This window comes from Gammaproteobacteria bacterium, from assembly GCA_013214945.1.
Taxonomy (GTDB): Bacteria; Pseudomonadota; Gammaproteobacteria; order Enterobacterales; family Psychrobiaceae; genus Psychrobium.
The window spans coordinates 65,279-90,806 of record JABSRT010000009.1 but is presented as its reverse complement, the minus strand read 5'-3'; the positions used below and the strand labels follow the sequence as shown (position 1 = coordinate 90,806).

The 25,528-nt window shown below is 45.4% G+C and carries 21 protein-coding genes; 11 read left to right on the top strand and 10 right to left on the bottom strand.

Going from position 1 to position 25,528, the window contains the following annotated elements; genetic code table 11:
- The first annotated feature begins 202 nt into the window (after positions 1-202).
- From thrA to thrC, 3 genes are read left to right on the top strand one after another with little or no spacing between them, the layout of a single operon-like run.
- Complete coding sequence (thrA, locus tag HRU23_08710) at positions 203-2,674, top strand: bifunctional aspartate kinase/homoserine dehydrogenase I (GenBank protein ID NRA54210.1); 2,472 nt, start codon at positions 203-205, stop codon at positions 2,672-2,674.
- Positions 2,675-3,637: a homoserine kinase gene (thrB, locus tag HRU23_08705; protein ID NRA54209.1), complete on the top strand. Its 963-nt coding sequence runs from the start codon at positions 2,675-2,677 to the stop codon at positions 3,635-3,637.
- Entirely contained in the window at positions 3,624-4,901 is a 1,278-nt protein-coding gene (thrC, locus tag HRU23_08700) for a threonine synthase (GenBank protein ID NRA54208.1), read from the top strand. Before thrB ends, thrC begins: the two co-directional genes overlap by 14 nt.
- Positions 4,902-4,978: 77 nt before the next feature.
- Here the strand turns inward: thrC and HRU23_08695 are convergent, their stop codons facing one another.
- Entirely contained in the window at positions 4,979-5,188 is a 210-nt protein-coding gene (locus HRU23_08695; protein ID NRA54207.1) for a cold-shock protein, read from the bottom strand.
- A 173-nt stretch (positions 5,189-5,361) separates the two neighbouring features.
- Between HRU23_08695 and HRU23_08690 the strand changes: the two genes are divergently transcribed.
- The 6 genes from HRU23_08690 (at position 5,362) to HRU23_08665 (ending at position 12,292) form a co-directional block, all read left to right on the top strand.
- Positions 5,362-6,813 carry an alpha/beta hydrolase gene (locus HRU23_08690; protein NRA54206.1) on the top strand — a complete coding sequence of 484 codons (1,452 nt, stop codon included), beginning with the start codon at positions 5,362-5,364 and terminating at the stop codon, positions 6,811-6,813.
- A gap of 8 nt (positions 6,814-6,821) precedes the next feature.
- Positions 6,822-7,556, top strand: coding sequence for an ATP-binding cassette domain-containing protein (locus tag HRU23_08685; GenBank protein NRA54205.1), 735 nt, complete (start codon positions 6,822-6,824; stop codon positions 7,554-7,556).
- Positions 7,553-8,719: an ABC transporter permease gene (locus HRU23_08680; protein ID NRA54204.1), complete on the top strand. Its 1,167-nt coding sequence runs from the start codon at positions 7,553-7,555 to the stop codon at positions 8,717-8,719. The genes HRU23_08685 and HRU23_08680 overlap by 4 nt, the downstream gene beginning before the upstream one ends.
- 11 nt (positions 8,720-8,730) lie before the next feature.
- Positions 8,731-9,705: a DMT family transporter gene (locus HRU23_08675; GenBank protein ID NRA54203.1), complete on the top strand. Its 975-nt coding sequence runs from the start codon at positions 8,731-8,733 to the stop codon at positions 9,703-9,705.
- Between the two features lie 124 nt (positions 9,706-9,829).
- Positions 9,830-10,384 (top strand): molybdopterin-dependent oxidoreductase, encoded by a 555-nt coding sequence (locus HRU23_08670; protein ID NRA54202.1) that lies wholly within the window; start codon positions 9,830-9,832, stop codon positions 10,382-10,384.
- A 24-nt stretch (positions 10,385-10,408) separates the two neighbouring features.
- Entirely contained in the window at positions 10,409-12,292 is a 1,884-nt protein-coding gene (locus tag HRU23_08665) for an EAL domain-containing protein (GenBank protein ID NRA54201.1), read from the top strand.
- Positions 12,293-12,308: 16 nt separating this feature from the next.
- Here the strand turns inward: HRU23_08665 and HRU23_08660 are convergent, their stop codons facing one another.
- The 4 genes from HRU23_08660 to HRU23_08645 all read right to left on the bottom strand — a co-directional run bounded on the left by HRU23_08660 (position 12,309) and on the right by HRU23_08645 (position 16,766).
- Positions 12,309-13,226 carry an alpha/beta hydrolase gene (locus HRU23_08660; GenBank protein ID NRA54200.1) on the bottom strand — a complete coding sequence of 306 codons (918 nt, stop codon included), beginning with the start codon at positions 13,224-13,226 and terminating at the stop codon, positions 12,309-12,311.
- 47 nt (positions 13,227-13,273) lie between these two features.
- On the bottom strand, positions 13,274-14,278 hold the full coding sequence (locus tag HRU23_08655) for an ABC transporter substrate-binding protein (GenBank protein ID NRA54199.1): 1,005 nt from the start codon (positions 14,276-14,278) through the stop codon (positions 13,274-13,276).
- A gap of 93 nt (positions 14,279-14,371) precedes the next feature.
- Complete coding sequence (locus HRU23_08650) at positions 14,372-15,706, bottom strand: proline/glycine betaine ABC transporter permease (GenBank protein NRA54198.1); 1,335 nt, start codon at positions 15,704-15,706, stop codon at positions 14,372-14,374.
- Positions 15,699-16,766 (bottom strand): glycine betaine/L-proline ABC transporter ATP-binding protein, encoded by a 1,068-nt coding sequence (locus tag HRU23_08645; protein ID NRA54197.1) that lies wholly within the window; start codon positions 16,764-16,766, stop codon positions 15,699-15,701. The genes HRU23_08650 and HRU23_08645 overlap by 8 nt, the downstream gene beginning before the upstream one ends.
- A 751-nt stretch (positions 16,767-17,517) precedes the next feature.
- Between HRU23_08645 and HRU23_08640 the strand changes: the two genes are divergently transcribed.
- Positions 17,518-18,705, top strand: a complete 1,188-nt coding sequence (locus tag HRU23_08640) for a gamma-butyrobetaine dioxygenase (protein NRA54196.1) — start codon at positions 17,518-17,520, stop codon at positions 18,703-18,705.
- Positions 18,706-18,757: 52 nt separating this feature from the next.
- On the opposite strand, the gene HRU23_08635 is transcribed toward HRU23_08640, so the two are convergent.
- From HRU23_08635 to HRU23_08615, 5 genes are all read right to left on the bottom strand, one after another.
- A complete protein-coding gene (locus HRU23_08635) occupies positions 18,758-19,786 on the bottom strand; it encodes a GlxA family transcriptional regulator (GenBank protein ID NRA54195.1) in 1,029 nt (342 codons plus the stop codon).
- 43 nt (positions 19,787-19,829) lie between these two features.
- Positions 19,830-21,485 (bottom strand): BCCT family transporter, encoded by a 1,656-nt coding sequence (locus tag HRU23_08630; protein NRA54194.1) that lies wholly within the window; start codon positions 21,483-21,485, stop codon positions 19,830-19,832.
- Between the two features lie 233 nt (positions 21,486-21,718).
- Positions 21,719-22,687 (bottom strand): L-carnitine dehydrogenase, encoded by a 969-nt coding sequence (locus HRU23_08625; GenBank protein NRA54193.1) that lies wholly within the window; start codon positions 22,685-22,687, stop codon positions 21,719-21,721.
- 53 nt (positions 22,688-22,740) lie between these two features.
- Positions 22,741-23,631, bottom strand: a complete 891-nt coding sequence (locus HRU23_08620; protein ID NRA54192.1) for a 3-keto-5-aminohexanoate cleavage protein — start codon at positions 23,629-23,631, stop codon at positions 22,741-22,743.
- 227 nt (positions 23,632-23,858) lie between these two features.
- Complete coding sequence (locus tag HRU23_08615; protein NRA54191.1) at positions 23,859-24,815, bottom strand: GlxA family transcriptional regulator; 957 nt, start codon at positions 24,813-24,815, stop codon at positions 23,859-23,861.
- Positions 24,816-24,994: 179 nt separating this feature from the next.
- Here HRU23_08615 and HRU23_08610 point away from each other — a divergent pair, with 179 nt between their 5' ends.
- Positions 24,995-25,474 (top strand): thioesterase family protein, encoded by a 480-nt coding sequence (locus HRU23_08610; GenBank protein ID NRA54190.1) that lies wholly within the window; start codon positions 24,995-24,997, stop codon positions 25,472-25,474.
- Positions 25,475-25,528 lie beyond the last annotated feature (54 nt).

Sequence of the window (25,528 nt, the reverse complement as noted above, 5' to 3'; positions counted from 1 at the left end):
CTGTTACCAATTCGTTTTAACGCTATATATTTGGGCTACATGACTAACTCTTGTCTTACTACCATTATTATCACCATTACCACCGGGATTATTACCGGCGGCTAGGGTGTTGCGTTTTAACAAAAACAACTGCAAAACCCGCGCCCTAACCGACGCGGGTTTTTTTATATCACAAATACTGTGAAAAACAGGGGACAGATTGATGCGAGTAATGAAGTTTGGTGGCTCTTCGTTAGCCAATGTTGAGACAATCGAGCGCGTAGCCAACATTTTGGTTGAGCGCTGTGCTCAAGATCAATTGGCAGTAGTATTGTCAGCGCCGGGAAAAACAACCAACAACTTGGTTGAAGCGGTAGATCTTAATTGTAAAGGGCGCGATGCTCACGACGCAATTGTGCTGATCGAACAAAGGTTCCGCGGCATTGTTGACGCCCTAGCTGAGAAATACACCAACTTTGAGTTAAAAACCCTTAATGCGGTCTGGAATAAAGAAAGTGAGTTCTTAAACCGGATGTTACACGGCGTGCGTTTGTTGTCGCAGTGTCCAGACAATATTCGCGCGCAATTATTGGTGATTGGCGAGCGCTTAAGCATTGCGATCATGAGCGAATTATTACGGGTTCGTGGCGTCAATGTTGGCATATTAAACCCGCAAGAGTTTATGGTTGCCGACAGTAACTACCTTGAAGCACAGGTTCAAATTGAAAAATCACGCGGTATCCTTGAAGCGAAAGACTTATCTGGCGCTCGAGTTTGGTTAATGCCTGGTTTTACTGCGGTCAACGACCAACTAGAAATTGTAACCTTAGGCCGTAACGGTTCTGATTATTCTGCGGCTTGCCTAGCGGCTTGTTTACGCGCAGATTGTTGCGAAATTTGGACCGATGTCGACGGTGTTTACAACGCCGATCCACGTTTGGTTAAAGACGCACAGCTGATTGAAAAATTAAGCTACCAAGAAGCGATGGAATTGTCGTACTTTGGCGCTAAGGTATTGCATCCTAAAACGGTCGCACCGATTGCTCAGTATCATATTCCGTGTTTAATCAAAAACACTTTCAACCCTGCTGCACCTGGTTCGTTGGTTAGTTCAGATCGTAGTGATGAAGAAAATCAGGTTAAAGCAATTTCTAATCTTGACGACGTCTCAATGATCAGTGTGTCTGGCCCTGGCATGAAAGGCATGGTTGGTATGGCGAGCCGAATTTTCGAAGTGATTTCACTCGCTGGTGTTTCGGTGAGTTTAATTACACAGTCGTCGTCTGAATACAGCATAAGCTTTTGTGTGCCATCAGAAGATCAATTAGTGGCGCGACGTGCACTAGAAGCTGAGTTCGAATTAGAACTGCGCAGCGACTTGCTTGAACCGTTAGAAATTCGTCATCAGTTGGCCATCGTGTCATTGATTGGCGATCGAATGAAAACAGTGCAGGGCGTGGCGGCGAAGTTTTTCCAAGCGCTATCACAAGCACGGGTTAATGTGGTGGCAATTGCTCAGGGGTCATCAGAGCGTTCAATTTCAACCGTGATTGACCAACACCGATGTGGCCGTGCCATTAAAGCCTGTCACCAACGTTTCTTTAATTCATTGCAATACATTGACTTATTCTTAATCGGCTGTGGCAATGTAGGCCAAGAATTGTTAAAGCAGATAGACAGCCAGCAAGAGTATCTTGCCAAAAATAATACGGCGATCAGAGTGTGCGGTTTGGCTAACTCACGTCATATGGTGTTAAACGCTGAAGGCATCGCGATTAGCGAATGGCAAGAGCAGTTAACGGCCACAGATAGCGGTTACGATGTTAATCGCCTGATCTCTTTCGCAAAAGAAAACCACCTACTCAATCCGCTCGTGGTTGACTGTACTAGTAGCCAGCAAATTGCTGAGCAATATGTGTCGTTGTTAGAAGCGGGTTTTCATGTTGTTACACCAAACAAGAAAGCCAATACTAGTAGTCAGCAATATTATAATGCGCTGCGCAAAGCGGCCTTAGTTAAGCGCCGTCGCTTCTTATACGAAACTAATGTTGGTGCTGGTTTGCCAGTTATCGACAACCTGCAAAACCTATTAAGCGCCGGTGATGAATTACGCTCGTTTAGTGGCGTATTATCGGGTTCATTATCCTTTATCTTTGGTATGTTGGACGACGGCATGAGCTTGTCACAAGCCACCGGCATTGCTAAAGACAAGTGCTTTACTGAACCTGACCCGCGTGACGATCTTAGCGGCATGGATGTGGCGCGTAAGGTGCTTATCTTAGCCCGTGAATCAGGTCTTGAATTAGAACTTGAAGACATTGAGGTTGAGTCGGTTTTACCTGCTAACTTTGATGACTCTGGCACGGTTGAAGAGTTTATGGCGCGTTTACCCCAAGCCGATGCTGAGATTGCTGCCCGTATTGATAAAGCAGCAACTGAAGGCAAAGTATTACGTTACATCGGTTTGATTGAAGGCGAGGGTGACGACAAAAAATGTAAAGTTGAAATTCGCGCGGTAGACAGCAGCGATCCATTGCACAGTGTTAAAGGTGGCGAAAATGCCTTAGCCTTCTACAGCCGTTATTATCAGCCACTGCCATTCGTATTACGTGGTTACGGTGCTGGTAATGCAGTAACCGCCGCCGGGATCTTTGCTGATATGCTAAGAACACTGGCATGGCAGCGTGAGGTTTAAATGACTATTCGCGTATTTTCACCGGCATCAATGGGTAATGTTAGTGTCGGTTACGATGTATTGGGCGGCGCATTAGCGCCGATCGATGGCACGTTACTCGGTGACTGCGTTAGCATTAGTGAGCAACCGTCGGGACTTGACGTTTCGACGGTTGGCCCTTTTGCTCATAAGCTACCGAGCGATCCAAAACTTAATATTGTTTATGATTGCGCAGTGGCTTATCAGGCACAGCTAACTAGCAAAGGCATTGCCCATTTAGGGCTTAAGCTAGTACTAGAAAAGCTGTTGCCAGTGGGTAGTGGTTTAGGTTCAAGTGCGGCGTCAGTGGTTGCCGCCTTGTATGCCTTAAATGAGCATTATAATAATGCGTTATCTCGTCATGAACTGTTAGTATTGATGGGGCAGTTAGAAGGTCAAATTAGCGGCAGCGTTCATTATGATAATGTCGCGCCAAGTTATTTAGGCGGCCTGCAACTGATGATCGATCAACCCGGCCAAATTTGCACTGAAATTCCAAGCTTCGACTCATGGTATTGGGTGGTCGCTTATTCTGGGGCTAGCGTATCGACCGCTGAGTCGCGCAAAATTATGCCAACCGAGGTGCCATTAAAAACGGCATTACGTTTTGGTCAAAATTTAGCGACCTTTGTTAATGCCAGCCACCAAGGCGATCAAAAGCTAGCGGCGCAAGTCTTAGTTGACGTGATTGCAGAACCCGTACGTGGCGCGATTATTCCAGGTTTTACAGCGGCTAAAAAAGCGATGTTAGAGCTTGGCGCAATGGCTAGCGGCATTAGTGGCAGTGGTCCAACCCTGTTTGCAGTGACCGACGATTTAGCCAAAGCACAGCAATTAGAAAACTATTTAAAACAACACTATTTAATCTCAGACGAAGGCTTTAGCCACATCTGTAAACTTGATACTCAAGGTACCCGTAGGGAGGCGTTACGTGGAACTGTATAACCTAAAGAAAGAACAACAACGTGTAAGTTTTTCTCAAGCTGTAAAATTAGGCTTGGGTGATAATCAGGGCTTATTTTTTCCAACGCAGGTGCCGGTACTTAACGACATTGATGCTGTTTTAGAACAAGATTTTGTTAGCCGTAGCGTTACCATCCTTGATGCTTGGTTAGGCGAAGAGCTAGGTCATGAGCAAGTTGAAACTATGGTGCGTAATGCATTTAACTTCCCGTTAGCGGTTACTGCTGTTAATGAGCAAACTTATGCGCTTGAACTAACTCACGGTCCAACCTTAGCGTTTAAAGATTTTGGCGCGCGTTTTATGGCGCAGTGTTTAAATCTGTTATGTAAAGACAGTAAAGCAACCATCTTAACTGCTACGTCTGGTGATACTGGCGCGGCTGTGGCACATGCCTTCTTTGGCCTTGCTAACATCGATGTTGCTGTCTTGTACCCGAAAGGCCGAATCAGTGTGCTGCAGGAAAAACTGTTCTGTACTCTAGGTGAAAATATTCATACCTACGCGGTTAACGGCAGCTTTGACGATTGTCAGCAGTTAGTTAAAGACTCGTTTGACGATCTTGAACTACGCGAAGCTATTGCGCTTAACTCCGCTAACTCAATTAACATTTCGCGATTACTAGCACAAATTTGTTATTACTTTGAAGCGGTTGCAAAAGTACCTGCAGATAAGCGTGACAACATTGTGATCAGTGTGCCAAGTGGTAACTTTGGTGACTTAACCGCTGGTTTGTTTGCTAAAGCGATGGGCCTACCGGTTAAGCGCTTTATTGCTGCAACCAACGAAAATGACACGGTGCCTCGTTACTTAACAACGGGCGAGTGGCAACCAAAACCTACTATAGCAACGCGTTCAAATGCAATGGATGTGTCGGCGCCAAACAACTGGCCACGCGTTGAACAATTGGTTAAAAGCCAAGGTTGGGACAAGTCATTAATCGCTGGGGTTAAAGTTAGCGAAGATCAAATGAGTGAAGGGCTTAAGAGCCTGCACGCGCAAGGTTACTTATGTGAGCCACATGGTGCAATTGCAGCTTACGCGTTAAATGATGCGTTAGGCGATGATGAAACCGGTATCTTCTTATGTACCGCTCATCCGGCGAAGTTCCAAGAGTCGGTTGAAGACATTTTGTCAATAAAACTGACTTTGCCACAGCCGCTGGCTGATGTTGCTGATAAAGAAATTTTATCACAAGAAATTGATGCTGATTTTTCTCAGTTACGTCAAAAGTTAATGGCGATCTAGATTGTTAGGATAATAAGCAGTGTTCTATAGGGCCAAGAGTTTGGCCTTTGATGGAACACTGCAGCTAGCAGTCGTTATTAAAGTCCGACTACATTCTCAGCTTGCAGCCCCTTTGGGCCTTCGGTTAGGGTGTAGTTAACGGCTTGTCCATCGGTAAGCGTCTTAAATCCCTCATCCTTTATTGCGCTAAAATGTACAAATACGTCCGGGCCATTGTCTTGCTCGATAAAGCCAAAGCCTTTTGCGTTATTAAAGAATTTTACCTTGCCATTGATTACATCAGACATCTATCTGTTCCTGTATTGTTTAAAGTAAGACTGGAAACTACCAGCTTGTTAAAGATAAGTTAATTCTTGCCGTTTTAAAAGGGGCTTAGCAATAAATTTGTACGAATTGTTGTTACCTTGTCTGCAGTTTATTTGTTAAAATTTATCGATTTAACCTTAACAAGGACTCACTATTGTATTTCTCCAATGTACTTCGACACACCAGCTTGGTGCTTTTGGGGCTGCTATCACTGGCTAGTTCTGCAGCGCAGGCACAGTCGCTGAGCTTAACGCCTTGTTTTATTGATGAGCTAGCATTAGAGGTTAAATGTGGTTCATTAAGCGTGCCTGAAAATTGGCAACAAGCTGACTCTCGTAAAATTTCACTCAATTTTGTGGTTATTCCGGCGATTGCAGCAAATGCCGAGCCCGATCCTTTATTTGTACTGGTCGGTGGTCCGGGTCAAGCAGGGGTCGAGTTAGCCCCCATGTTAAGCCGAGCATTTCATCGAGTGCGTCAAAGTCGTGAGTTGGTGATTATTGACCAACGCGGCACTGGCAAGTCAAGCCCACTGAGCTGTGACGACGATAACGGCGATGTTTATGCCGATATTGCGAGCGAGAACGTGGTGGCGCAAGTATTAGATTGCGCCAACAACTTTACCGTTGATTTAGCGCAATATCATACCAATAACGCGGTGCTCGATTTTGACGCTGTGCGTCAGGCGCTGGGTTATCAGCAGATTAATTTATACGGTATTTCCTATGGCTCGCGTGCCGCGCTGGTTTATATGCGGGAAAGACCACAGGTATTACGCAGTGTTATTCTAGACGCTGTGGTACCAACGCAGGCCGTGGTTGGCCCCGTTGGGGTTCAGGCCGCGCGCGCATTTGACTTGTTGTTGAGCCAATGCGCTGCATTAACTGACTGCCAAAAGGCCTATCCTGATTTAGCCGCCGACTTCCAAAAAATTAAACAGATGCTTGCAGCTGAGCCATTAACAACTCAGGTTTTTCATCCGGTCACGGCGCAGCCAACCCTGCTTAAAGTGGATGAACTTAAATTCATTAGCGTGATCCATTCGCAACTCTATAATCGGGCGACTACCGAGCAATTACCTTTTATTATTAGTCAGTTTGCTCAAGGTAACTACCGGCCGTTTGTTGGCGCGCTGTCTCAAACTGAGCAAACCGGTGCTGGAATTTACACTGGGCTTAATTTTAATATCTTGTGTAATGAAGACATGCCACGGGTTACCGAGCAGCAGCTTGCACTGGAACGTAACAATAGCTTTACTGGCGATAAATTATTTCGCAGTGTGCGCGAAGTTTGTCAGGCTTGGCCTAAGTTTAGCCCGCCGAGCAATTTTGCTGCGCCGGTGCGTTCGGCTATTCCAACCCTGTTATTGTCGGGTGAACTAGACCCTATTACTCCACCTGCCTGGGGGCAACTCGCCGCTAATGGCTTAAGCAACGCCAAACATTATGTCGCTAAACAAGCGGGGCATGGCTTGATTACTCAAACCTGCGCCGCAACCATGATCAGTCAATTTTTACAGCACAGCTCATTTACCGATATTGATGCCGCTTGTTTAAATCAACAGCCTCAGGTTAAGTACTGGCTCAATATCAATGGTAATAGGTAGCTTATAACATGCTAGAAGTAACAAACATTTCAAAAACCTTTGGTGATTTTAAGGCCGTAGATTCGGTCTCTTTTAGTGCAAATAATGGTGAAATCACTGGTTTGCTCGGGCCAAATGGTGCAGGGAAAACGACCTGCCTGCGGATCCTTTATGGTTTGTTAAAACCAGCACATGGCAGCGCGACTATTGACGGCATCGATGTGCATCAAGCCCCGATTAAGGCGCGCCAATCGTTGGGGATTTTCCCCGATCAATTTGGTTTAAGCGAGCGACTCACCGCGCGTGAGCAAATTGAGTACTTTGCGACTCTACATGGTTTAACGGGCGCAGTGCGACAAGCAGCATTGGATCGGGTAATTAAAGATCTAGATATGAGCGATTTTGCCGATCGGCGTACCGAAGGTTTTTCGCAAGGTCAGCGCATGAAAGTGACGTTGGCACAAGCCTTGGTTCATCGACCGCAAAACTTAGTGTTAGACGAGCCAACTCGTGGCTTAGATGTTATGAGCACCCGCATTCTGCGTCAGCACTTATTGCAGCTTAAAGCACAAGGTCATTGCATCTTATTCTCCAGTCATGTGATGCAAGAAGTTTCGGCGTTGTGCGATCGGGTCATTGTAATGGCTCAAGGCAAGGTGGTGGCCCAAGGATCGCCGCAGCAACTGTGCGAACTGGCGGGAAAAGATAATTTAGAAGAGGCTTTTGTGGCCATTATTGGTAGTGACGAAGGGATCGAGGCATGATTGCGATATTTAATGGGCTGTTACTGAAAGAATTTCGTGAAGCGTTTCGCGATCGACGGGCAATTTTTGCTGGCTTGTTTATGATTGTGATGGGGCCCATTTTAATGGCGGGACTTATGCTGTTTCAAATTGAGCAAGTAACAGAAGTTGAGCCAATTTATGTCGAGTTTAATGGCAGCGAACATGCACCTGTTTTAGTCGATTATTTGGCGAACAAAAAGATATTAGCGCGTGCTGATATGCCAAAAGATCAGCGAGAAAAATGGCAAAACATGCCAATTAAATTAACGATCCCAACTGATTTTAGTGACAAATTAGCACAGGGGACAGGCATCTCCTTGATCTTAAACGCTGATTTTAGTCATAAAAACCTGATGCAGCCGTTAAGGCGGATCAGAAGCACGATTGCTGGCTACAGCGCCAACATTGGCAATAATCGCTTGCTGATGCGAGGCATTGACCCGCGCATTGTTAATCCAATAACGCTCAACAATCAAAACACTGCGACCCGCGAATCTAAAAGCGGTTATATTATGGGCATTTTAGTGACCTTTATCATGGTGTCATTATTTACTGCCTCAATGACAGCATCGATAGATACCAGCGCTGGTGAACGTGAACGCCATTCGTTGGAGTTAATTTTGTGCCAGCCGGTACCGACCAGTTTAATCGTGATGTCCAAGGTCATTTGTGTCAGTGTTTATGGCGCGTTAGCGGCTATTTTAACCATGATCAGTATGACACTGACCATGGCGCTATTGCCGTTAGAAAAAATAGGGATGTCGGTGGTGGCTAACCCACTAACCATGTTAATTATTGCGATTATGATCCTGCCATTGGCGTATTTAGCGGGGATATTTCAGTTGTTTTTTGCTTATCGTGCTAAAAGTTTTAAAGAAGCGCAATCGTATTTGTCGATGTTACTGACCTTGCCAATGCTGGTCGCGATGGCTATCGCACTAATTCCGCATAAACCTCAGTGGCTAGACTATGTGCCATTGGCTGGACAACAGTTGTTGATTGAGTCGTTATATAAAGGTGAGGAAGTTAGCTTAGTGGCGTTTATCAGTACAGGCTTGGTTACGCTTGCACTAGCCGGATTAATGACTGCATTGCTGGCTAAGTCGCTGACCTCAGAAAAAGTAATTTTAGGATTAAGTTAAAGCGACCCATCATGAATAATAATATTTTTAGTCACCACAAAATTAGTCGATTCACTGAGCAATATAAGGTGCCAATTTGCGCGAGCTTAGCGTTACTCGCTTTTGCTGGTAACTCAATTTTATGCCGCTTGGCACTCGGGCAAAACACCATTGATGCCGCCAGCTTTACCATTATAAGGTTATTGTCTGGCAGCTTAATGTTGGCGCTGTTACTGCTTTTTACCCGTGGTAACAGGGCTCAATTGAAGACTGGAGTCGACACTAATATCAGTACTAATACCAGCAGTACTCATACCAGTAGTGCTAAGAGCAAGGGTAGCTGGTTAGCAGCGTTAATGTTATTTGTTTATGCAACGGCATTCTCTTATGGTTATATTTCCTTAGATACCGGAACCGGGGCGCTAATTTTGTTTGGTGCGGTTCAGCTCACGATGATTTTATTTAGTGTTTTTAGCGGCCAAAAGCTGCAATTAGGCCAATGGGCTGGGTTAGTTTGTGCCTTTGCTGGTTTTATATATTTGGTGGCGGACAGTTTAGCGACGCCTTCATTGCTTGGCTTTATGTTGATGACAATATCAGGCATTGGTTGGGCTATTTACACCTTGTTAGGTAAAGGGTCTAGCAATCCGCTGGCTGACACCAGTTATAACTTTATCCTTACTACGCCGCTGGTCTTGCTGTTATTATTGTGGTTGTACCCTGCTGGGTATTGGTCGGTAAACGGCGTATTGCTGGCCGTTATCTCGGGTACTTTAACCTCTGGTTTAGGTTATGCGTTGTGGTATGTGGCATTAGGTGGGCTAGCTATTACACAGGCCGCGGTTATCCAATTATTGGTGCCAATCATCGCGGCCATTGGCGGAGTGATCTTCGCCGGGGAAGCGCTTTCGTTACGATTAGTTATTTCCTCGCTGCTGGTGTTAGGTGGCATAGCTTTGGTGATTTTCGCTAAAAAGAGTGAAGCGAGCACTCGTAAAGTCAGCTAACGCGATTTTTTTACCAATATGACAATATAATCACTGTTAATGGCCGTTTGCAGCCATTTTACTGTTTCTTGTATAACCACTCTTTGCTAAAATTTGCGCCCCGTTGTCAGTGGAGTTGTTTCAGGTGTTACTACCCAATAGTTTTTCTCGTATATTTTATACGCTAACGTTCTTTACGACGTTTTCATTTTTGTCTTTTGTTGGGGTTAAACCTGCCGTTGGCGCTACGCTGCCAGTGCCGACCGAGCGAGTATTGTTAACGGTTAGCGGCAATGTAGTACATAGCAATGTAGTAAGTGGTAACGGTTCGTCGCAGGCCACTTTTGATTTGGCGATGTTAAAGCAATTACCGCAACATCAATTGTTAACAACTACGCCCTGGACTGACGGTATTCAGAGTTTTACCGGGGTATTGCTCAAGGATTTATTAGCACGGGTGACAAATAGTCACGCTGGCATAAAAGTCTTAGCGATTGATAACTTTAGCGCAAAAATATCAGCCCAAGAAATCAAAGATTATCCAATCATGATTGCCTATCTACGCAATGGAAAACAGATGAAAATTCGTCACAAGGGGCCGTTATGGGTTATTTATCCATTGGATCAATACCCACAATTAAAACAATCGGTTTATCACGACCGAATGGTATGGCAGCTAGACAAGATCCAGGTTCAGTAAATGCGCCACAAAAGATTTATTTTAATGATATTCACTGTATTCGTTTTTGCAGTGAGCTCATTTGTTGCTTTAAAGCGCCATAATCAAACGATAGATTTACTTTCTATAACCGGAAAAACCACGGCATGGACGGTGGTGCGGCTTGAAAGCGAATATCTGAAATTTATGCAGGTCGTTCATCTTTACGCGCTCAATGAACTAGATATTGACACCTTAATGATTCGCTTTGAGTTGTTGTGGAGTCGGACCGATGTCCTGTTGATTGGTGAAGAATCAAGGGAATTGCGGCAACAGCCGATGCTGGTCAATGTAGTGCTAGACCTGCAGGCGAGTTTGGATGATCTTGAATCAGTAATCGAGAATTTACAGCCAGGTAAAAACGACAATTATCGCCATATTGTCACCACACTAGATCCTTATTACCAACTGATCCGCGATATTGTAGTAGCTAACTTTCGTGGGAAATATTCTCATTACGAACAGATGAAGCGCAATAATATTCAAATTGAAATTGGTTTTTATCTCACTGGTTTTGTATTTAGTGGCCTCATTCTACTGTGGTTTTTATGGCGAGAAAGTCGGCGTAATCACGCCTTAGCGCTCGAAGACGCCTTAACAAAATTACCCAATCGGGTTAATTTTTATCGGAAATTAGCACTCGCCGAAACTTTTGCCAAAAAACATCGGCTTAATTTTGCGGTGTTGTTAATCGATCTTAATGGTTTTAAACAAATTAATGATAAATTAGGCCATGACGCTGGTGACCAAATCTTGATCGCTGTTGCCTCTCGGTTACGATATTTACTGAGTAGCCAAGACACGGTAGCCCGCTTGGGCGGCGATGAATTTGTGATTATTAAAAATGGTCTTGATAACCGCGAGCAGGCGAAATTGTTAGCGCAGCAAGTCGTGGATACAATTAGCAATAAGTACGACTTGAGCGGCAAAGAATGTTCAGTGACAGCCAGTGTTGGCATTAGTCTTTATCCGCTCGACTCGCTCAAAGTGGAGCAGTTGCAAATTAATGCTGATATGGCGATGTACAAGGTCAAAAAAGAGCAAGAGGGCGGCTATCAGTTTTATGATCCTGATATGTTTAATAGCTTACTACGGCGCAAGCAACTTGCTAATGATTTAGTCGATGCTATTGAAAATGACCAGCTGCGACTCTTGTACCAACCGTTGTTTTCGTTTGCTTGCGGTAAAATTGAATGCGTAGAAGCGCTATTGCGTTGGTCTCATCCTAAATATGGTCCTATCTCACCCCCTGAAATTATTGATATTGCGAGTCAGTATGGTCTTGGTACCCGCCTTGATAAATGGGTACTGTTGACGGCTTGTCGTCAGAACATGTTATGGCAGCAAGCCGGTTTGGAACAAATTCAAACCTCAGTCAATATTTCGCCGGCGATGTATCGATGCGGTGACTTGCAGCAAGCGGTTGAAGATGTATTAAAAAGTACTGGGTTATGCCCTAAGCAACTGATGATCGAAGTGACCGAAACCACCACCATGAGTGACATCGAAGCTTCACCTGATGTGTTATTTATGTTGGCGTCGTTAGGAGTTGAACTGGCACTTGATGATTTTGGTACCGGTTATTCATCGTTAAGTCATTTAAAAAATCTGCCATTGAATAAGCTAAAAATAGATCGCTCGTTTATTACCGATCTCGGGCAAGATCCTAATGCATTACGATTTATTCACACCATAGTCCAGTTAGGGAAAAACTTGAATATGAAATTGGTGGTCGAGGGCATCGAAACCAAAGAGCAATACGAATTGCTCGCGGCAGAAGGTTGCGAGCAGGTCCAAGGATTTTACTTGGCTAAGCCGCAGTCCGGCTCGAAAATTAGTGAACTGTTGGCACAGCAAATGTCTGACATTTCGCCGGCATGCGATATTTAAAATTAGGTTATCTAAATTAGCTATCAGTTAGTTGCTGCACTGTATTACATATCGTTTGATAAAGTAGCTGAGCTTCAGTTGTTGGGGTTGCTCTTAAAGCACCGTGCACTAAGCCCTCAATAACGGTGAACTGTGTTGATACACCATCTTGCACCAATTGCTGGGAATAATAACGCGCGTCGTCGATGAGTGGATCATACTCACCAGCGATAATCGCAGCACGCGGCAGCAATGCGAGTGATTGTGCCTGTAACGGGTACAGCTCGGGATCTATGTCACCATTATTTTCACTATAGTTGCGCCAGCAAAAATTAAGACTGTCACGATCAAGCAAAGGTGCATCGGCCAAGTTTTGGTGTGATGGTAGGCTTGCTGGTTGTGCGAGCGCCGGATAAATCAGGATTTGACCACATGCTTGCACTAACTTATTACGGCGGCAACGTAAGGTTAACGCTGCCACTAAATTTCCGCCTGCGCTGTCACCCACCAATAACAGCGGGCTAGGATCTTGCACCAGCAATGCCTGATAAACAGCACTTAAATCATCGAGGCCTGCTGGGTATGGTGCTTCAGGCGCAAGTCGATAATCAACAGCAATAACGGTAATGCCGCAGTCATGGGCCAATTGGGCACAAAAGCTGTCGTGACTGTCGAGACTACCAAGATACCAACCGCCACCATGGGCAAATAAGATCCGCGTTTGGTTAGTCTGCGGGGAAGCTGGTTGATAACGGCGGGTCAAAACGCCGTTTATGCTTCTATCTGTGATCACTAAACTTGCTGGACGCGGTGGCGAAAAATACTGTGCCATCGCCTCATAGGCAGCCCGTTGAGCACTTAGTCCTTGTTTAACCACATCAGCAGGGAAAAAAGCCTCACTTTGCATCACAAAGCGAGCCATTGCATCACTTAATAAATAAGATTTGTTTATCATGGTGATGCTCCTGCCAAGGTCAAACTCCTGCCACAGTCAAACTCCGATTACTGGAGCCAGCTTTGAACAATATTGGCATTGGCATCGACCCATGCTTGTGCCATGTCGATAGGATCTTCTTTGTCTTGGGCTATCTTGTTGATCCAGACGCTCACGTCATTGGCGTCTAATTTAACATTACTTAAAAACTCTGCGACCTTAGGTGAGCGTTGCTCAAGTGAACGCGAGTAGGCGATGTATACCTCAGTGGTTGGGGCACCACAAGTAATTGAGCTATCTTCAAGCCAGTTTTCGGTGTCGTTGAACTTGTAGCAACCTTGCGCATTGTATTGGACATGTTCTTTTTTACTGTCGCTGGCATAACCGGTGAATTTGGGCTCTTCGAGTTTTCTTAAGTCATAAGCCGAATGGATCCATTCTGGCGTCCAAGAATAAAACAAAATGCCTTTCTTTTTACGAAATGCTGTTTTTATTTGCGCTTTGATCAACGAATCAGAAATAATCACTGGCTTGAATAGTTTGTCAAAGCCGTAACTTTTGGCTTTAATTTGATTGATTTTAACCCCAGACCAACCGGGAGCGCCGGGCCAATATTCGCCTTTGCCGTCGCCGTCGGTATCGAACAGTTTAGCAATTTCTGGACGCGCTAGATCGTGCACGGTTTTAACTCCATATTTGTCTTGAATGAAACCGGGAATAAATAAACCGTCGGTACCAAGATAAGGCGTTTTGTTGGCGCGAACCGATTCTTTACCGCCTTTGGCAATGAATTTTGCCCAAGCCTGGGTTTGTGCAGACGACCAAACATCGGGGTGAACATCAATGCTGCCTTTGCCTTTGTTCATTGCTGACCAGATCGCTGCCTGATCTGCTGCGATAATTTCAACATTAACATTTAAATGCTGTTCCATAATTATTTTTAGCACGTTTTCAATCGCCAGTGATGCATCCCAGCTTACTTCACCAATTACCACGGTTTCTTTGGCAGCAACGCCCTGAGACAGTAGCCCCAATGCTGCGGTTAAACTAATTGTTTTTAGTAGTTTGTTCATCGCTATTTCCTTTTATTGTTTGATATTTTTTATATAGTTAAATTTTTGGCTAATAGCGGGGCCCAATGATACTGAGCCCCTGTGAAAACTTGCTCAAGACGATTTATGGTGGCCTTGAATAATTCGATCCATGATCATTGCACAAAGCACAATAGCGAGTCCGGCTAATAAACCTTTGCCCGCTTCAAGATGCTGTAGTGAAAAAAGCACGTCATAACCCAAACCTCCAGCACCGATTAACGCGGCAACCACCACCATCGACAGGCTCATCATGATGCTTTGATTGATGCCAGCCATAATTGAAGGTACGGCGAGTGGTAATTGGGCTTTGAATAATATTTGTCGAGGACTGGCACCAAAGGCTTCCATCGCCTCGATCACACTCGGACTGACTTGCTGAATGCCCAGTGTGGTCATGCGGATCATCGGCGGCATTGCAAAAACGACGGTGGCAAGTACCGCTGGCGGTTTACCGACCGAAAAGAAAGCAATAGCTGGGATTAAGTAAACAAAACTTGGCATGGTCTGCATAATATCGAGAATGGGATTTAGCACCGCATTAAAGCGTGGATTTCTCGCTGCAATAATGCCCAGTGGCGCGCCGATGCTTAAACAAATAAATACCGATGCACCAACCAATGCCATGGTGCTCATTGCTTTATCCCAAAAGCCAAAGAAACCAAGATATGCCAAAGCCAGTGCGGTAAAAGCAACCACGCGCCAGCCTGCTGACTTCCACGCCATTAATAACAGCAGCAAAGCCATCACCGGCCAAGGCGTGCCAATGAACAGTAATTCGAGAAAGTCCAACATGCTGCGGATTAACCAAGTAATGGAATCAAACATGTCTTCGAACGTGATGGTTAACCAATCAACGGCGTTGTCGATGCTACGCGCGGTGGTTGAGGCAATTTTTCGTGACGTTGGGAATGTTGCTACGAAATCGACGACGTCTTGGGCACTAAAGCGATAAATGGTCAGCGGGTAAGTCGCTGCGATTAATAACAAGCCGCGGCCAGCACGCTGGTTGCTAGTGCCAGACTGAACGTTGGGATTAATTCGCCATTGACTAAAATTACGATGATAAAGCAGGTTAGCAACACATCCGCCGATGCCGCGACACAGCAACAATATGCCAAGGCCTAATGCTAGGCTAGCATCGGCATACATCTCACCGCCCCATAGGCTGCGGCCAATGATAATAAAAGCAGTAATGTCGGTTACCGCTAGCAGCCAAAACAGCTGCCAGATATTACGGCTGGCCGCCCACATTGGTCCAAATAACACAGCGGCCAAATTGAGCTGATATTTTCGGCCTTGCGCTATCTGGTTAAATTGTTCGAGGTAATAATCGCTTGAGCTGACTAAAAAGTCTTTAAGTTGCTCGGTTTCTCGCTCATTCATGGTGTGGTTATTGAGATTATTCATTGGCATTGCCCCCTTGAATACCGCGTAATAACTGACGCTTGGTCACAACTCCGACCGGTACATGCTGGTCGTTGACTATTATTGGTGAATCATGAGTGACCGCTAAGTTAATGAGATAATCCAAATCAGCATCATGAGGCGCGGTCGGACAGCTGCTAAGGTCAAGATCATGCAAGGCTAAGTAATTGGCCAGTGGCTCCATGATTGTTTGGGCCGAGACTAATTTTAAGCGTGAAATATCTTTTACAAAATCTGCGACATAGTCGTTGGCAGGTGCGGTGATTATTTGCTCTGGGGTGCCAATTTGAACTATTTCACCATCTTTCATAATCGCGATGCGATTGCCAATGCGAATGGCCTCATCAAGATCGTGGGTAATAAATAAGGTGGTTTTGTTCATTGAGCGAGCCAGTTCCAAGAATTGATCTTGCAGTTGGCGACGGATCAAAGGATCTAACGCACTAAAGGGTTCATCCATTAGTAAAATTTCAGGATCGGCAGCCATCGCTCTGGCCAAGCCAACACGTTGTTGCATGCCGCCAGAGAGTTCTGAGGGCATGCGATCTTCCCAACCAGTTAATTGGACCAAGGCTAATTTTTGTTCCGCAATTTTAAGCCGTTTTTGCTCATCGACATCACGTAACTCAAGACTGAGCGCGACATTTTCTCGGACCGTACGATGCGGCAGCAGGGCGGTATGCTGAAAGACCATCCCGATTTTTTCGGCACGAATTTGACGAAGTTGTTGAGCGTTAAGGGCGTTAATGTCTTGATCTCCGATTAATATATCACCGGCGGTTGGCTCAATTAAACGGTTAATGTGGCGCACTAACGTAGATTTACCGCTGCCAGACAGACCCATAATACAAAATATTTCCCCTTCTTTGGCGTCGAAAGTTGCATCGGCGACAGCGACTACACAATCATATTCTTGATGAATTTGTTCTTTGGTTAGGCCGCGAGTTTTGACCGCTTCAAGGGCCTCGTCGGCGCGTTTTCCGAAAATTTTCCAAACATTACGACATTCAATCGCCGTTCTGGCGGTATTGTCTTTAATCATTTTGCACACCTTATTTATACCAATTTCATTATATAGATGATCATTTTTCACGGTAAAAACGAATAATAAGGCTATCGCGTCCTGCTAGCGCCCCTTGCCTACGTCCTGTAGGAAATTACGTTATTTCTTTAATATGTAGAACGACTAGATATAAAATAAATGCCTTGTTCTAATCCTTTTTTCTACGCTACAAAATTGATCACTTAATTAATCAAATTGGTATTACCAGACCAATTCAATAACGGGCGGGTCTGGAATTTATTCGAGTTGTTGCGCCATATCGCTCAGTAAATAAATAGTAGACTTGCTGAGGCTCTATTAAAACTACCCATCTTAAGCCATAGTTTTTTATATTTTTCGAAGACTAGTTGACTAAATTCGACGATAAATCAAATGTGTCGTAAATGGGCCGGTTTAGCTTGTGACGGCGTGTATTGACTTATATTTGTTAAATACCAACAGATTATTAAGATGCTCTGGCTAGGTGGGCGACGTGGTTAATCGTTAATAATGTCAATGGCGTGAAAATATGGCGTGAAAGCGTGGCGTGAAAACATGGCGTGAAAATGTGAGGTGAAAATATGAGGTGAAAATATGAGGTGAAAATATGAGGTGAAAATATGAGGTGAAAACAGATGGCGATTACGTGCTATAAATCGACGGTTTTGGGCCATCGTTGTGATGAGCTAACAGTATATATTTTGAATCATAATCTCAGTTAATCAGTGAACACCTCAAGGATAAGCGAGCCATGAATCAAGCAATAAATATATCGGAGCTACCGGATTTTACCCCCTATAAAATTGAGCATCTGCCAGTGGCTGTTGATCTTGGCAGTGAATTATTAACGGTAAGTTGGAATGATGACGTTAACAGCGAATTTCATTATTTGTGGCTGCGAGATAACTGTGCTTGTGCCGACTGTGTCACGCCGCTAAGTCGCGAGCAAGTCTTTGAAATTTGTGATGTACCATTAGATATCGCCCCTTCAAAGGTAACCATTGCTGACGATGGCCGGCTATTAGTAACTTGGGGTAATGACCAACACATCAGTCGCTTTCATCCCGGTTGGTTAAGGTCACATTGCTACAGTGTCCAAGCGCGAGCTAAGCGTTATAAAGCGCCTAAAATATGGGACAAGGCTCGGATCTGTGAGCAATTGCCAAAGCATCAATATGAGCAGGTGATGCAAGACGATTTGGCATTGCTTGATTGGTTACGCGATCAACGAGATTATGGCATTGCCTTGATTAAAGGCGTCGACACTAGCGTTGGCACTGTGGCTAAGGTCGCCAATAGAATATCCTTTATTCGAGAGACTAACTTTGGGGTGTTATTTGATGTTAAAGCCAAACCTAATGCTAACAGCGCGGCTTATACGACCCTGCGCCTACCACTACATACCGACTTGCCGACTCGAGAATTACAGCCAGGTTTGCAGTTTTTACATTGCCTGATTAACGATGCTGGTGGCGGTGAATCAAGATTGGTTGATGGTTTTAAAATTGCCGATCACATGCGCCAACACTTTCCGGCTGAATTTAAAGCCTTAAGCACTATCGCAATGGAATTTCGCAATACCGACAAGAACAGTGATTACCGCTTTAGTGGCCCAGCCTTAGTCCTTGATAGCAAGGGTGACGTGGTGGAAATACGGTTAGCTAACTTTTTGCGCGGGCCGTTAGATCTTCCGGCCGAGCAAGTGATCCCATTTTATCGGGGTTATCGTTGTTTTATGACATTAACCCGTCAAGCCAGTTTTCAGTTTTACTACCGATTGGAGCCCGGTGACCTAGTAGTGTTTGATAATCGGCGAGTATTACACGCCAGAAACGCTTTTGATCTGCAACAAGGAGAACGTCACTTGCAGGGCTGTTATGTTGACCGCGACGAACTAATGTCACGAATTAGAGTGCTAGAACGGGTGATATCAATCTGAATAGGTGAGTAGTCATCGCGTGTGCATGTGGAATTTTTCATGCGCATTGCGATTACTTAACCCGTCGTTGTGCCCCTGGGGTGATGCCAAAATATTTGCGGTAAACTCGACCAAAATGTGAGGTGGAGTTAAAGCCACTGGCTGCGGCGATTTCTGGGGTACTTAAGCTCGACTCACACAATAATTGGCGGGCGCGATACAGCCTAAGGTTAAGGTAGTAATGTGAGGGCGAACAATTGAGAAACTGCTGGAATAACCGTTCTAGTTGACGCAGCGATACAAAGCTCATTTTCGCCAACTGGTTGAGAGGCATTGGGTTGTCAATTTGACTTGCCATTAAAGCTAAAACTCTTAACAACCTTGGATTATAGATGTTGAGGCTATGGGCTAAATTAAGCCGTTGTTTATCTGAATTTTGTCGAATAGCCCCTTTAATAAACTGATCGCAAACCGACGAGGCTAAACTGCTATCATCGGTTTGTTGCAACAACTCAAAGAATAAATCTAATACAGCAGTGCCACCTGCGCAGGTGATCCTATTGGCGCTAATCTTAAACAGATCGGGACTTACCTTGAGTCTGGGGTAAGTTTCTTCAAACGCGGGAATCGCCTCCCAGTGCAAGGCAACGGGATGATCATCGAGCAGATCCGCGGCAGCCAGCAAGTAGCAACCGGTATCAAAAGAACCCAACAAACAGCCCTGACGATTAAGTTGCCGCAGCCAGCTAATGGTGACTTGATTGATATAATTTTGTGGGTTAAAACTGCTCACCACAAAGAGGTTGCGCGGTGTTGCGACCTCGTCCATGGCCTGGTGTTGCTGCAAGGCCATGTCATTACTTGCAAATACTGGCTGACCATTTTCACTTAAACATTGCCAGCGATACAAAGTTTTACCGGCGAGCCGATTAGCGACTCGCAGCGGTTCAATCGCACTAAGCAGTGAGATCATCGCGTATTCAGGCAATAATAAAAAAGACAAAGTGATAATGCCGTTTTGATCGGGCTTTAACACGCTGTTAGATTGCCGCCGCTTGAGTGATGGCTCACGTAAAGCGGGGTAGTTGCCAGAAGTCGTCATTTCGCTATTCGCACTTAATTTACCTGCCTACAATTAAGGTTGCTTACACCGTTGTCGGCGCAACGACTGCCGCACGAGAATCTTGATATAAGGATTTTAGCAGCCCTACAGTCATCAATAATATCACGACACTTAGCGGTAACGCGGCCATCATGTTAGCGGTTTGCAGTGCACTTAAGCCGCCAGCAATAAGTAAGGCCGCGGCGACCAAACCAATTACGACGCCCCAAAATACTCTAAAGATCTTCGGTGGCTCTTCATTGCCCAGCGATAAAATAGTCGTCAATACCAGGGTGCTTGAGTCAGACGAGGTAACAAACCAGCTGAGCAACAAAAATACCATCATCGCAGACAAGACCCAGCCCAAAGCACCATCACCAGCAACACCGTCTGAGCTCGCGAATAAGGCGGCGGGCAGGTTCCATGCGTTGACCATGTCAATTAAACCAGCAGTGCCAACACCACCACTGGCATGAAGTTCTTGATAAAGCGCGGTGCCACCAAAAATGCCAAGCCACACAAAAATGATTAAGGTGGGTACCAGTAATACCCCGATCACAAATTCACGTAAGGTCCGACCGCGAGAAATTCGGGCAATGAACAGGCCAACAAAAGGTGCCCATGCTAGCCACCAGCCCCAATAGAAAACGGTCCAACCGCTTTGCCATTTTGCTGGTCCCTCTTCTTGTGGAAACCACAGGCCCATTTGCACAAAGTTAGCGAGATAATCCGTTAAGGACTCGGCAAAAACATCGATTAACCAGCCCGTTGGGCCCGCGAAGAGAAAAAACGCAACCACCAAAATTGAAACGATAATATTGGCTTCAGAAATTACTCGAATGCCTTTACCGACGCCCGACAAGGCCGAAAATATCGAAACAACAGAAATCAGAGCGATTAAAACGATTTGAGTGATTAGGCCGGGGTCAATGCCAACTAGACGTTCGAGACCAACCGCCATTTGGCTAACACCAAGGCCCAGTGATGTCGCAACACCAAATACACAACCAAGTACTCCGAGCAGGTCCACCGCATGGCCGATTGGACCATAAATACGGTCGCCAATTAATGGATAAAGTGCAGAGCGCAGCGCCAGCGGTAATTTTTTACGATAAGCAAAATAAGCCAGTGACATGCCAACAATGACGTAAACAGCCCAACCGTGTAATCCCCAGTGAAAGAAGGTTACTCGAAGTGCATCGACCGCTCGTTGATGCCCCATCTCTGTTGCGCCAGCCATATCAGCATAGGGGTTGTTGGGATAACCAAAGGCACCGCTGTTATCAAAATAAAAAATCGGTTCAGCGACGCCAAAAAAGAGTATGCCAATGCCGATGCCTGCAGAAAACAACATTGCAAACCAAGAAAAATAACTAAATTCCGGTTTGCTATCATCATCGCCTAAGCGAATGCTGCCATGGCGGCTAAATACAATGTAACAGCAGACTAAGCCTAAAAATGCCACTGTTACCATGTAATACCAACCAAACACTGATTCGATCCAGCTGCGCGCGGCACCAAAAATAGTGCCAGCCAATTGAGTATTAAACGCGGTAAACAGCACAAAGGCTAATACTAGGCTCGCGGCGCTAATGCACATTCCTCGGTGCATGTCTTTAAATAGTCCGCTTTTGGCCAATAGCTCGGCTTTAAATACGGTGGTTGTGGCACTGCTGTGTCCTGACTGGGGGGACGCCATAATAGATTCTCCATTGTTTTTATTATTGTGAAGATTGACTGATAGTGAACGTGATTTTTACATTATTATCATCTTCGAAACAATATTTTGATCCGTAGTCATTTGATAATAAAACGGGACGAGTAATTCTTAATGTGTGTTTACGACCTGTGTTGGCCTATACCATCTCCTTTAACTGCTCGCCTTTAACGGAATTAAAATCGGTCAGTTAAAAGGTGGTGGTAACAGTTTTATTAACGAATTATTTTACGTTCTTCGCGGTATTCTTGCAGCGTAGCCATAATGCGGATCAAGCAATCATCTCGTTCCTCAATCAGATCGTTAATGCTCGCACCATTGGCTTGAGTTAAACAACCTGCAACCATGTCATCTTTAAGTTGCTGCGTTAACTTGGGTGCTTTTAGGCGGGTCCATGGTTCTTCGAGTGCATCTTCAAAATGGTCGAGCAAATGTGCCATGCCGCCTTGACCGCCGCCTAAATGATAGGTTAAACAATGGCCCATAATCGCCCAACGCAAACCGGGGCCATAGGCAATGGCTTTGTCAATATCTTCTACTGAACATTCGTTGTTGGCCACCATGTGCAAGGCTTCACGCCAGAGTGCTTCTTGCAGACGGTTACCGATAAAGCCCGGCAATTCTTTTTCCATCTTGGCGACTTTTTTCTCAACCGCTTCATAGAATTCGGCTGTCCAATCAACAACCTCTTGACTGGTACGTTCGCCGCCACAGACTTCACAAAATGGGATTAAGTAAGGCGGATTAAACGGGTGGCCAACCACAAAACGTTCGGCACTCAGTTGTAATTCTACCGCCATATCCGACATCGCAAAACCAGAGGTGCTAGATATAATCACCACATCTTTAGGGGTTAGGTGGTCTAACTCGGCAAATAGAGCTCGTTTGTTGTCGAGGTTTTCTGGGGTGCTTTCTTGAATAACTTCAACACTATTAACCATTTCTTCAAGGCTATCGGCAAAGTGCAGTCGGTTGCGACTTGCCCCTTGGCGCAAACCTAGCTTTTCCATCGTTGGCCACGTATGGTCGATCATTGCTTGTAATTTTTCGCGGGCATTAGGGCCCGGATCGTAGGCGACTACGTCCATGCCCATGCGTAAAAAATGCAACGCCCACGCACCACCAATTACGCCAGTGCCTAAGATCCCGACTCGGGTTACTTCATTTGGATTTGGTCTGCTCATTGTTAAAACTCCGTGGTAAAGCTCTGTGGTAAAAAAGTTTAATGGAAATAGTATTATTGGCTGCCGCGCAGGCGTAAATGGTCGCGGGCTTGGGCAGGGCTTAATACTCGCCCGCCAATGTTTTCAATAATGTTGACCGAACGTTCGACGAGTTGACCGTTGGTCGCCAGTTCGCCTTTGCCCAAGTAGAGGTTATCTTCAAGTCCGACTCTGACATGGCCACCTAATAAGGCAGACTGGGCGGCCCAAGGCAATTGATTGCGTCCAAGTGCGAACGCGGTCCAGTTGGCATTGTTTGGCAGCATATCAACCATGCCTTTTAATAAACTAAATTCCGGCGGGCACCCCCATGGCACGCCCTGGCAAAGTTGGAACATTGCGTTGTCATTAACCAAGCCTTCTTTGATCATTTGCAGTGCAAACCATAGGTTGCCGGTATCAAATATTTCCAGTTCAACGGTCACGCCCAGCTCTTTAATACGCGCAGCGCCTTGGCGCAACATTTGGGGGGTTGAAACATACACTAGATTCTCGTCGCCAAAATTGAGCGAGCCACAATCTAGGGTACATATTTCTGGCTTTAGCGCTTCTATGTGGATCAGGCGTTCAGCGGCACCGACCAAGTCAGTTTCTAGGGCAAATTCGGTTGGATTGGTATCGGGGCCAATGTATAAGTCGCCACCCATGCCTGCGGTTAAGTTAATAATAATGTCGCAGCTCGATGCGCGTAGCCGCTGACAAACGTCGGCATAAAGATCTAACCGACGAGAGCATTGTTTAGTCTCGGGATCTCGCACATGAATATGAGCAATCGCAGCCCCGGCATTCCAAGCTTCGATGGCGGCATCGGCAATTTGTGCAGGGGTTACTGGTACATGAGGGCTACGGTCTGCTGTGTCGGCGGCACCCGTGATCGCACAAGTGATAATTACATCTTGATTCATAATATTCCAGACTCTATTAAGGTCGAAACTGACGCGGATTGCTCAGCTCGAGTTGCGGTATGAGTTCATATTACGCATCGAAATTGTGATATTTTTGTCATTTTTCGCTGTTTATTTGCCTAAATTCGCAATTGAGAGCAGGGTGTCGTAAAGGGACTATTTGAGATTTTTACGACATCGCAGTGTTTGAGGACGGATCAAGAGACTAAGCGAAGGGCATGGAGTTGCTAGCGCTGCTGGCTAGGATTTTTATTAAAACGTTTTTGGTAACTACGGGTAAAATGGGAAATAGAGGCAAAACCACAAGCCACCGAAATGCTGGTGACACTGTTGGTCGTTTGTTGCAGCATCCAGCGTGCTTGATCAAGGCGTAAATTACGGTAAAAGGCATTTGGGGTAATTTGTAGGTAATGTTTAAAGACCCGTTCGAGTTCTCGGTCTGACACCCCGACATATTCAGCAAGTTCAGGAATGGACAAGGGCTCTTCAAGGTTACGCTCCATCAGTTGAATTGCTTCATTAAGTCGCGGATTTCGACTGTCGATCCGCACTTGTAGCTGAGTACGCTGCGGTGCGTTATGATCGCGTTTGTCGGTATAAATAAGCTCATCTGATACCGCAGTTGCTAGCCCATTGCCGTGTTGGGTAGTAATTAGGTGTAACATCATGTCGAGCCCTGATAGCGCGCCGGGGCAGGAGAAACGGCGGCGGTCGACCACCAGTAATTCCTGACACAATTTCACTTTAGGGTAGGTTAGGGCCATGCTCTCGAGGTTTTCCCAGTGCATAGTCGTACGATAACCATCGAGAATGCCCGCAGCCGCAGCGATATAAGCGGCAGTATCTTGGGTACCAATATCGGCGCCATGATTGGCCTGACGACGAATAAAACCAAGCAGCGCTGATGAAATTTGATCTTGCGGCTGGTAACCAGCACAAATAATTAAGGTTGCACAGTCGAGCTGTGGATTTATGCTGGTATGACTCATTATTTCTATTTCGTCACTGCTGCAGACCAGCCCGCCAAATTCAGAAATTAACTGCCATTGATATAACTCACGATTGCTGGTGCGATTGGCGTGGCGTAATGGCCCTAGCATTGACGTGAGGCCGAACAACGAAAAGCCGGGCACTAACAAAAAATTAATTTTCTGGGGGTAACTCGATGGATTATCACCAAACATTGTTGTATTTCCCTGAGCGATTCAAGACCTCGTTAGTGTCGAAATATATCATTTATTGTGCGAGTTTTGTCAAGTTGTTATTTTTATTGACCGCTAACATGGCTAGAGAGATAACGGTGATAAATAACTGTGAGAGATAACTGTGAGGGATAGTAATGACAAAACAAATGACAGCAAAAATTCCAACCAAATTAATCGTGTTCGAAGCACCGGTCAGTTCTGATTGGATTGATTATAATGGCCACATGAATGACGCTTGTTATGTGGTGGTATTTAGCAAGGCAATTGATGAATTAATGGTACGGTTAGGTTTGGACGAAGCATTTAGAACTGATCATCAGGTGACCATTTATACCCTGCAAAGCATGGTTCATTATTTACGAGAAGTCAGTGAAGCCGAGCCGTTGCGAGTTGAAGTGCAGTTGTTGGAAAGCGATAATAAAAAATTGCGGGTGTTTTTTACCATGTTACATGGCACTAGTGGCCAAGAGCTGGCTGTGATGGAGTCGTTATTGCTACATATCGATATGAAAAGTCACCGCGCTGCACCATTTTTAAGCCAGACTCAAGCTCAGGTCGACGGGATGTTACATGCTCACTCTGCCTTTGAGTTGCCCGCGTTAGCAGGGCGGAGCATTGCGCTTAGTCGTCGCAAATAAAATAATTTCTCAAACAACATTAAGGCAATGGTATCATTAGCTCTTTAGCAGTCA

Bases quoted from the DNA above. Each gene is read 5' to 3' on its own strand.
- thrA (NRA54210.1), top strand. From the start codon at position 203: ATGCGAGTAATGAAGTTTGGTGGCTCTTCGTTAGCCAATGTTGAGACA.
- thrB (NRA54209.1), top strand. From the start codon at position 2,675: ATGACTATTCGCGTATTTTCACCGGCATCAATGGGTAATGTTAGTGTC.
- HRU23_08695 (NRA54207.1), bottom strand. From the start codon at position 5,188: ATGTCTGATGTAATCAATGGCAAGGTAAAATTCTTTAATAACGCAAAA.
- HRU23_08685 (NRA54205.1), top strand. From the start codon at position 6,822: ATGCTAGAAGTAACAAACATTTCAAAAACCTTTGGTGATTTTAAGGCC.
- HRU23_08680 (NRA54204.1), top strand. From the start codon at position 7,553: ATGATTGCGATATTTAATGGGCTGTTACTGAAAGAATTTCGTGAAGCG.
- HRU23_08675 (NRA54203.1), top strand. From the start codon at position 8,731: ATGAATAATAATATTTTTAGTCACCACAAAATTAGTCGATTCACTGAG.
- HRU23_08665 (NRA54201.1), top strand. From the start codon at position 10,409: ATGATATTCACTGTATTCGTTTTTGCAGTGAGCTCATTTGTTGCTTTA.
- HRU23_08660 (NRA54200.1), bottom strand. From the start codon at position 13,226: ATGATAAACAAATCTTATTTATTAAGTGATGCAATGGCTCGCTTTGTG.
- HRU23_08655 (NRA54199.1), bottom strand. From the start codon at position 14,278: ATGAACAAACTACTAAAAACAATTAGTTTAACCGCAGCATTGGGGCTA.
- HRU23_08650 (NRA54198.1), bottom strand. From the start codon at position 15,706: ATGAATAATCTCAATAACCACACCATGAATGAGCGAGAAACCGAGCAA.
- HRU23_08645 (NRA54197.1), bottom strand. From the start codon at position 16,766: ATGATTAAAGACAATACCGCCAGAACGGCGATTGAATGTCGTAATGTT.
- HRU23_08640 (NRA54196.1), top strand. From the start codon at position 17,518: ATGAATCAAGCAATAAATATATCGGAGCTACCGGATTTTACCCCCTAT.
- HRU23_08635 (NRA54195.1), bottom strand. From the start codon at position 19,786: ATGACGACTTCTGGCAACTACCCCGCTTTACGTGAGCCATCACTCAAG.
- HRU23_08630 (NRA54194.1), bottom strand. From the start codon at position 21,485: ATGGCGTCCCCCCAGTCAGGACACAGCAGTGCCACAACCACCGTATTT.
- HRU23_08625 (NRA54193.1), bottom strand. From the start codon at position 22,687: ATGAGCAGACCAAATCCAAATGAAGTAACCCGAGTCGGGATCTTAGGC.
- HRU23_08620 (NRA54192.1), bottom strand. From the start codon at position 23,631: ATGAATCAAGATGTAATTATCACTTGTGCGATCACGGGTGCCGCCGAC.
- HRU23_08615 (NRA54191.1), bottom strand. From the start codon at position 24,815: ATGTTTGGTGATAATCCATCGAGTTACCCCCAGAAAATTAATTTTTTG.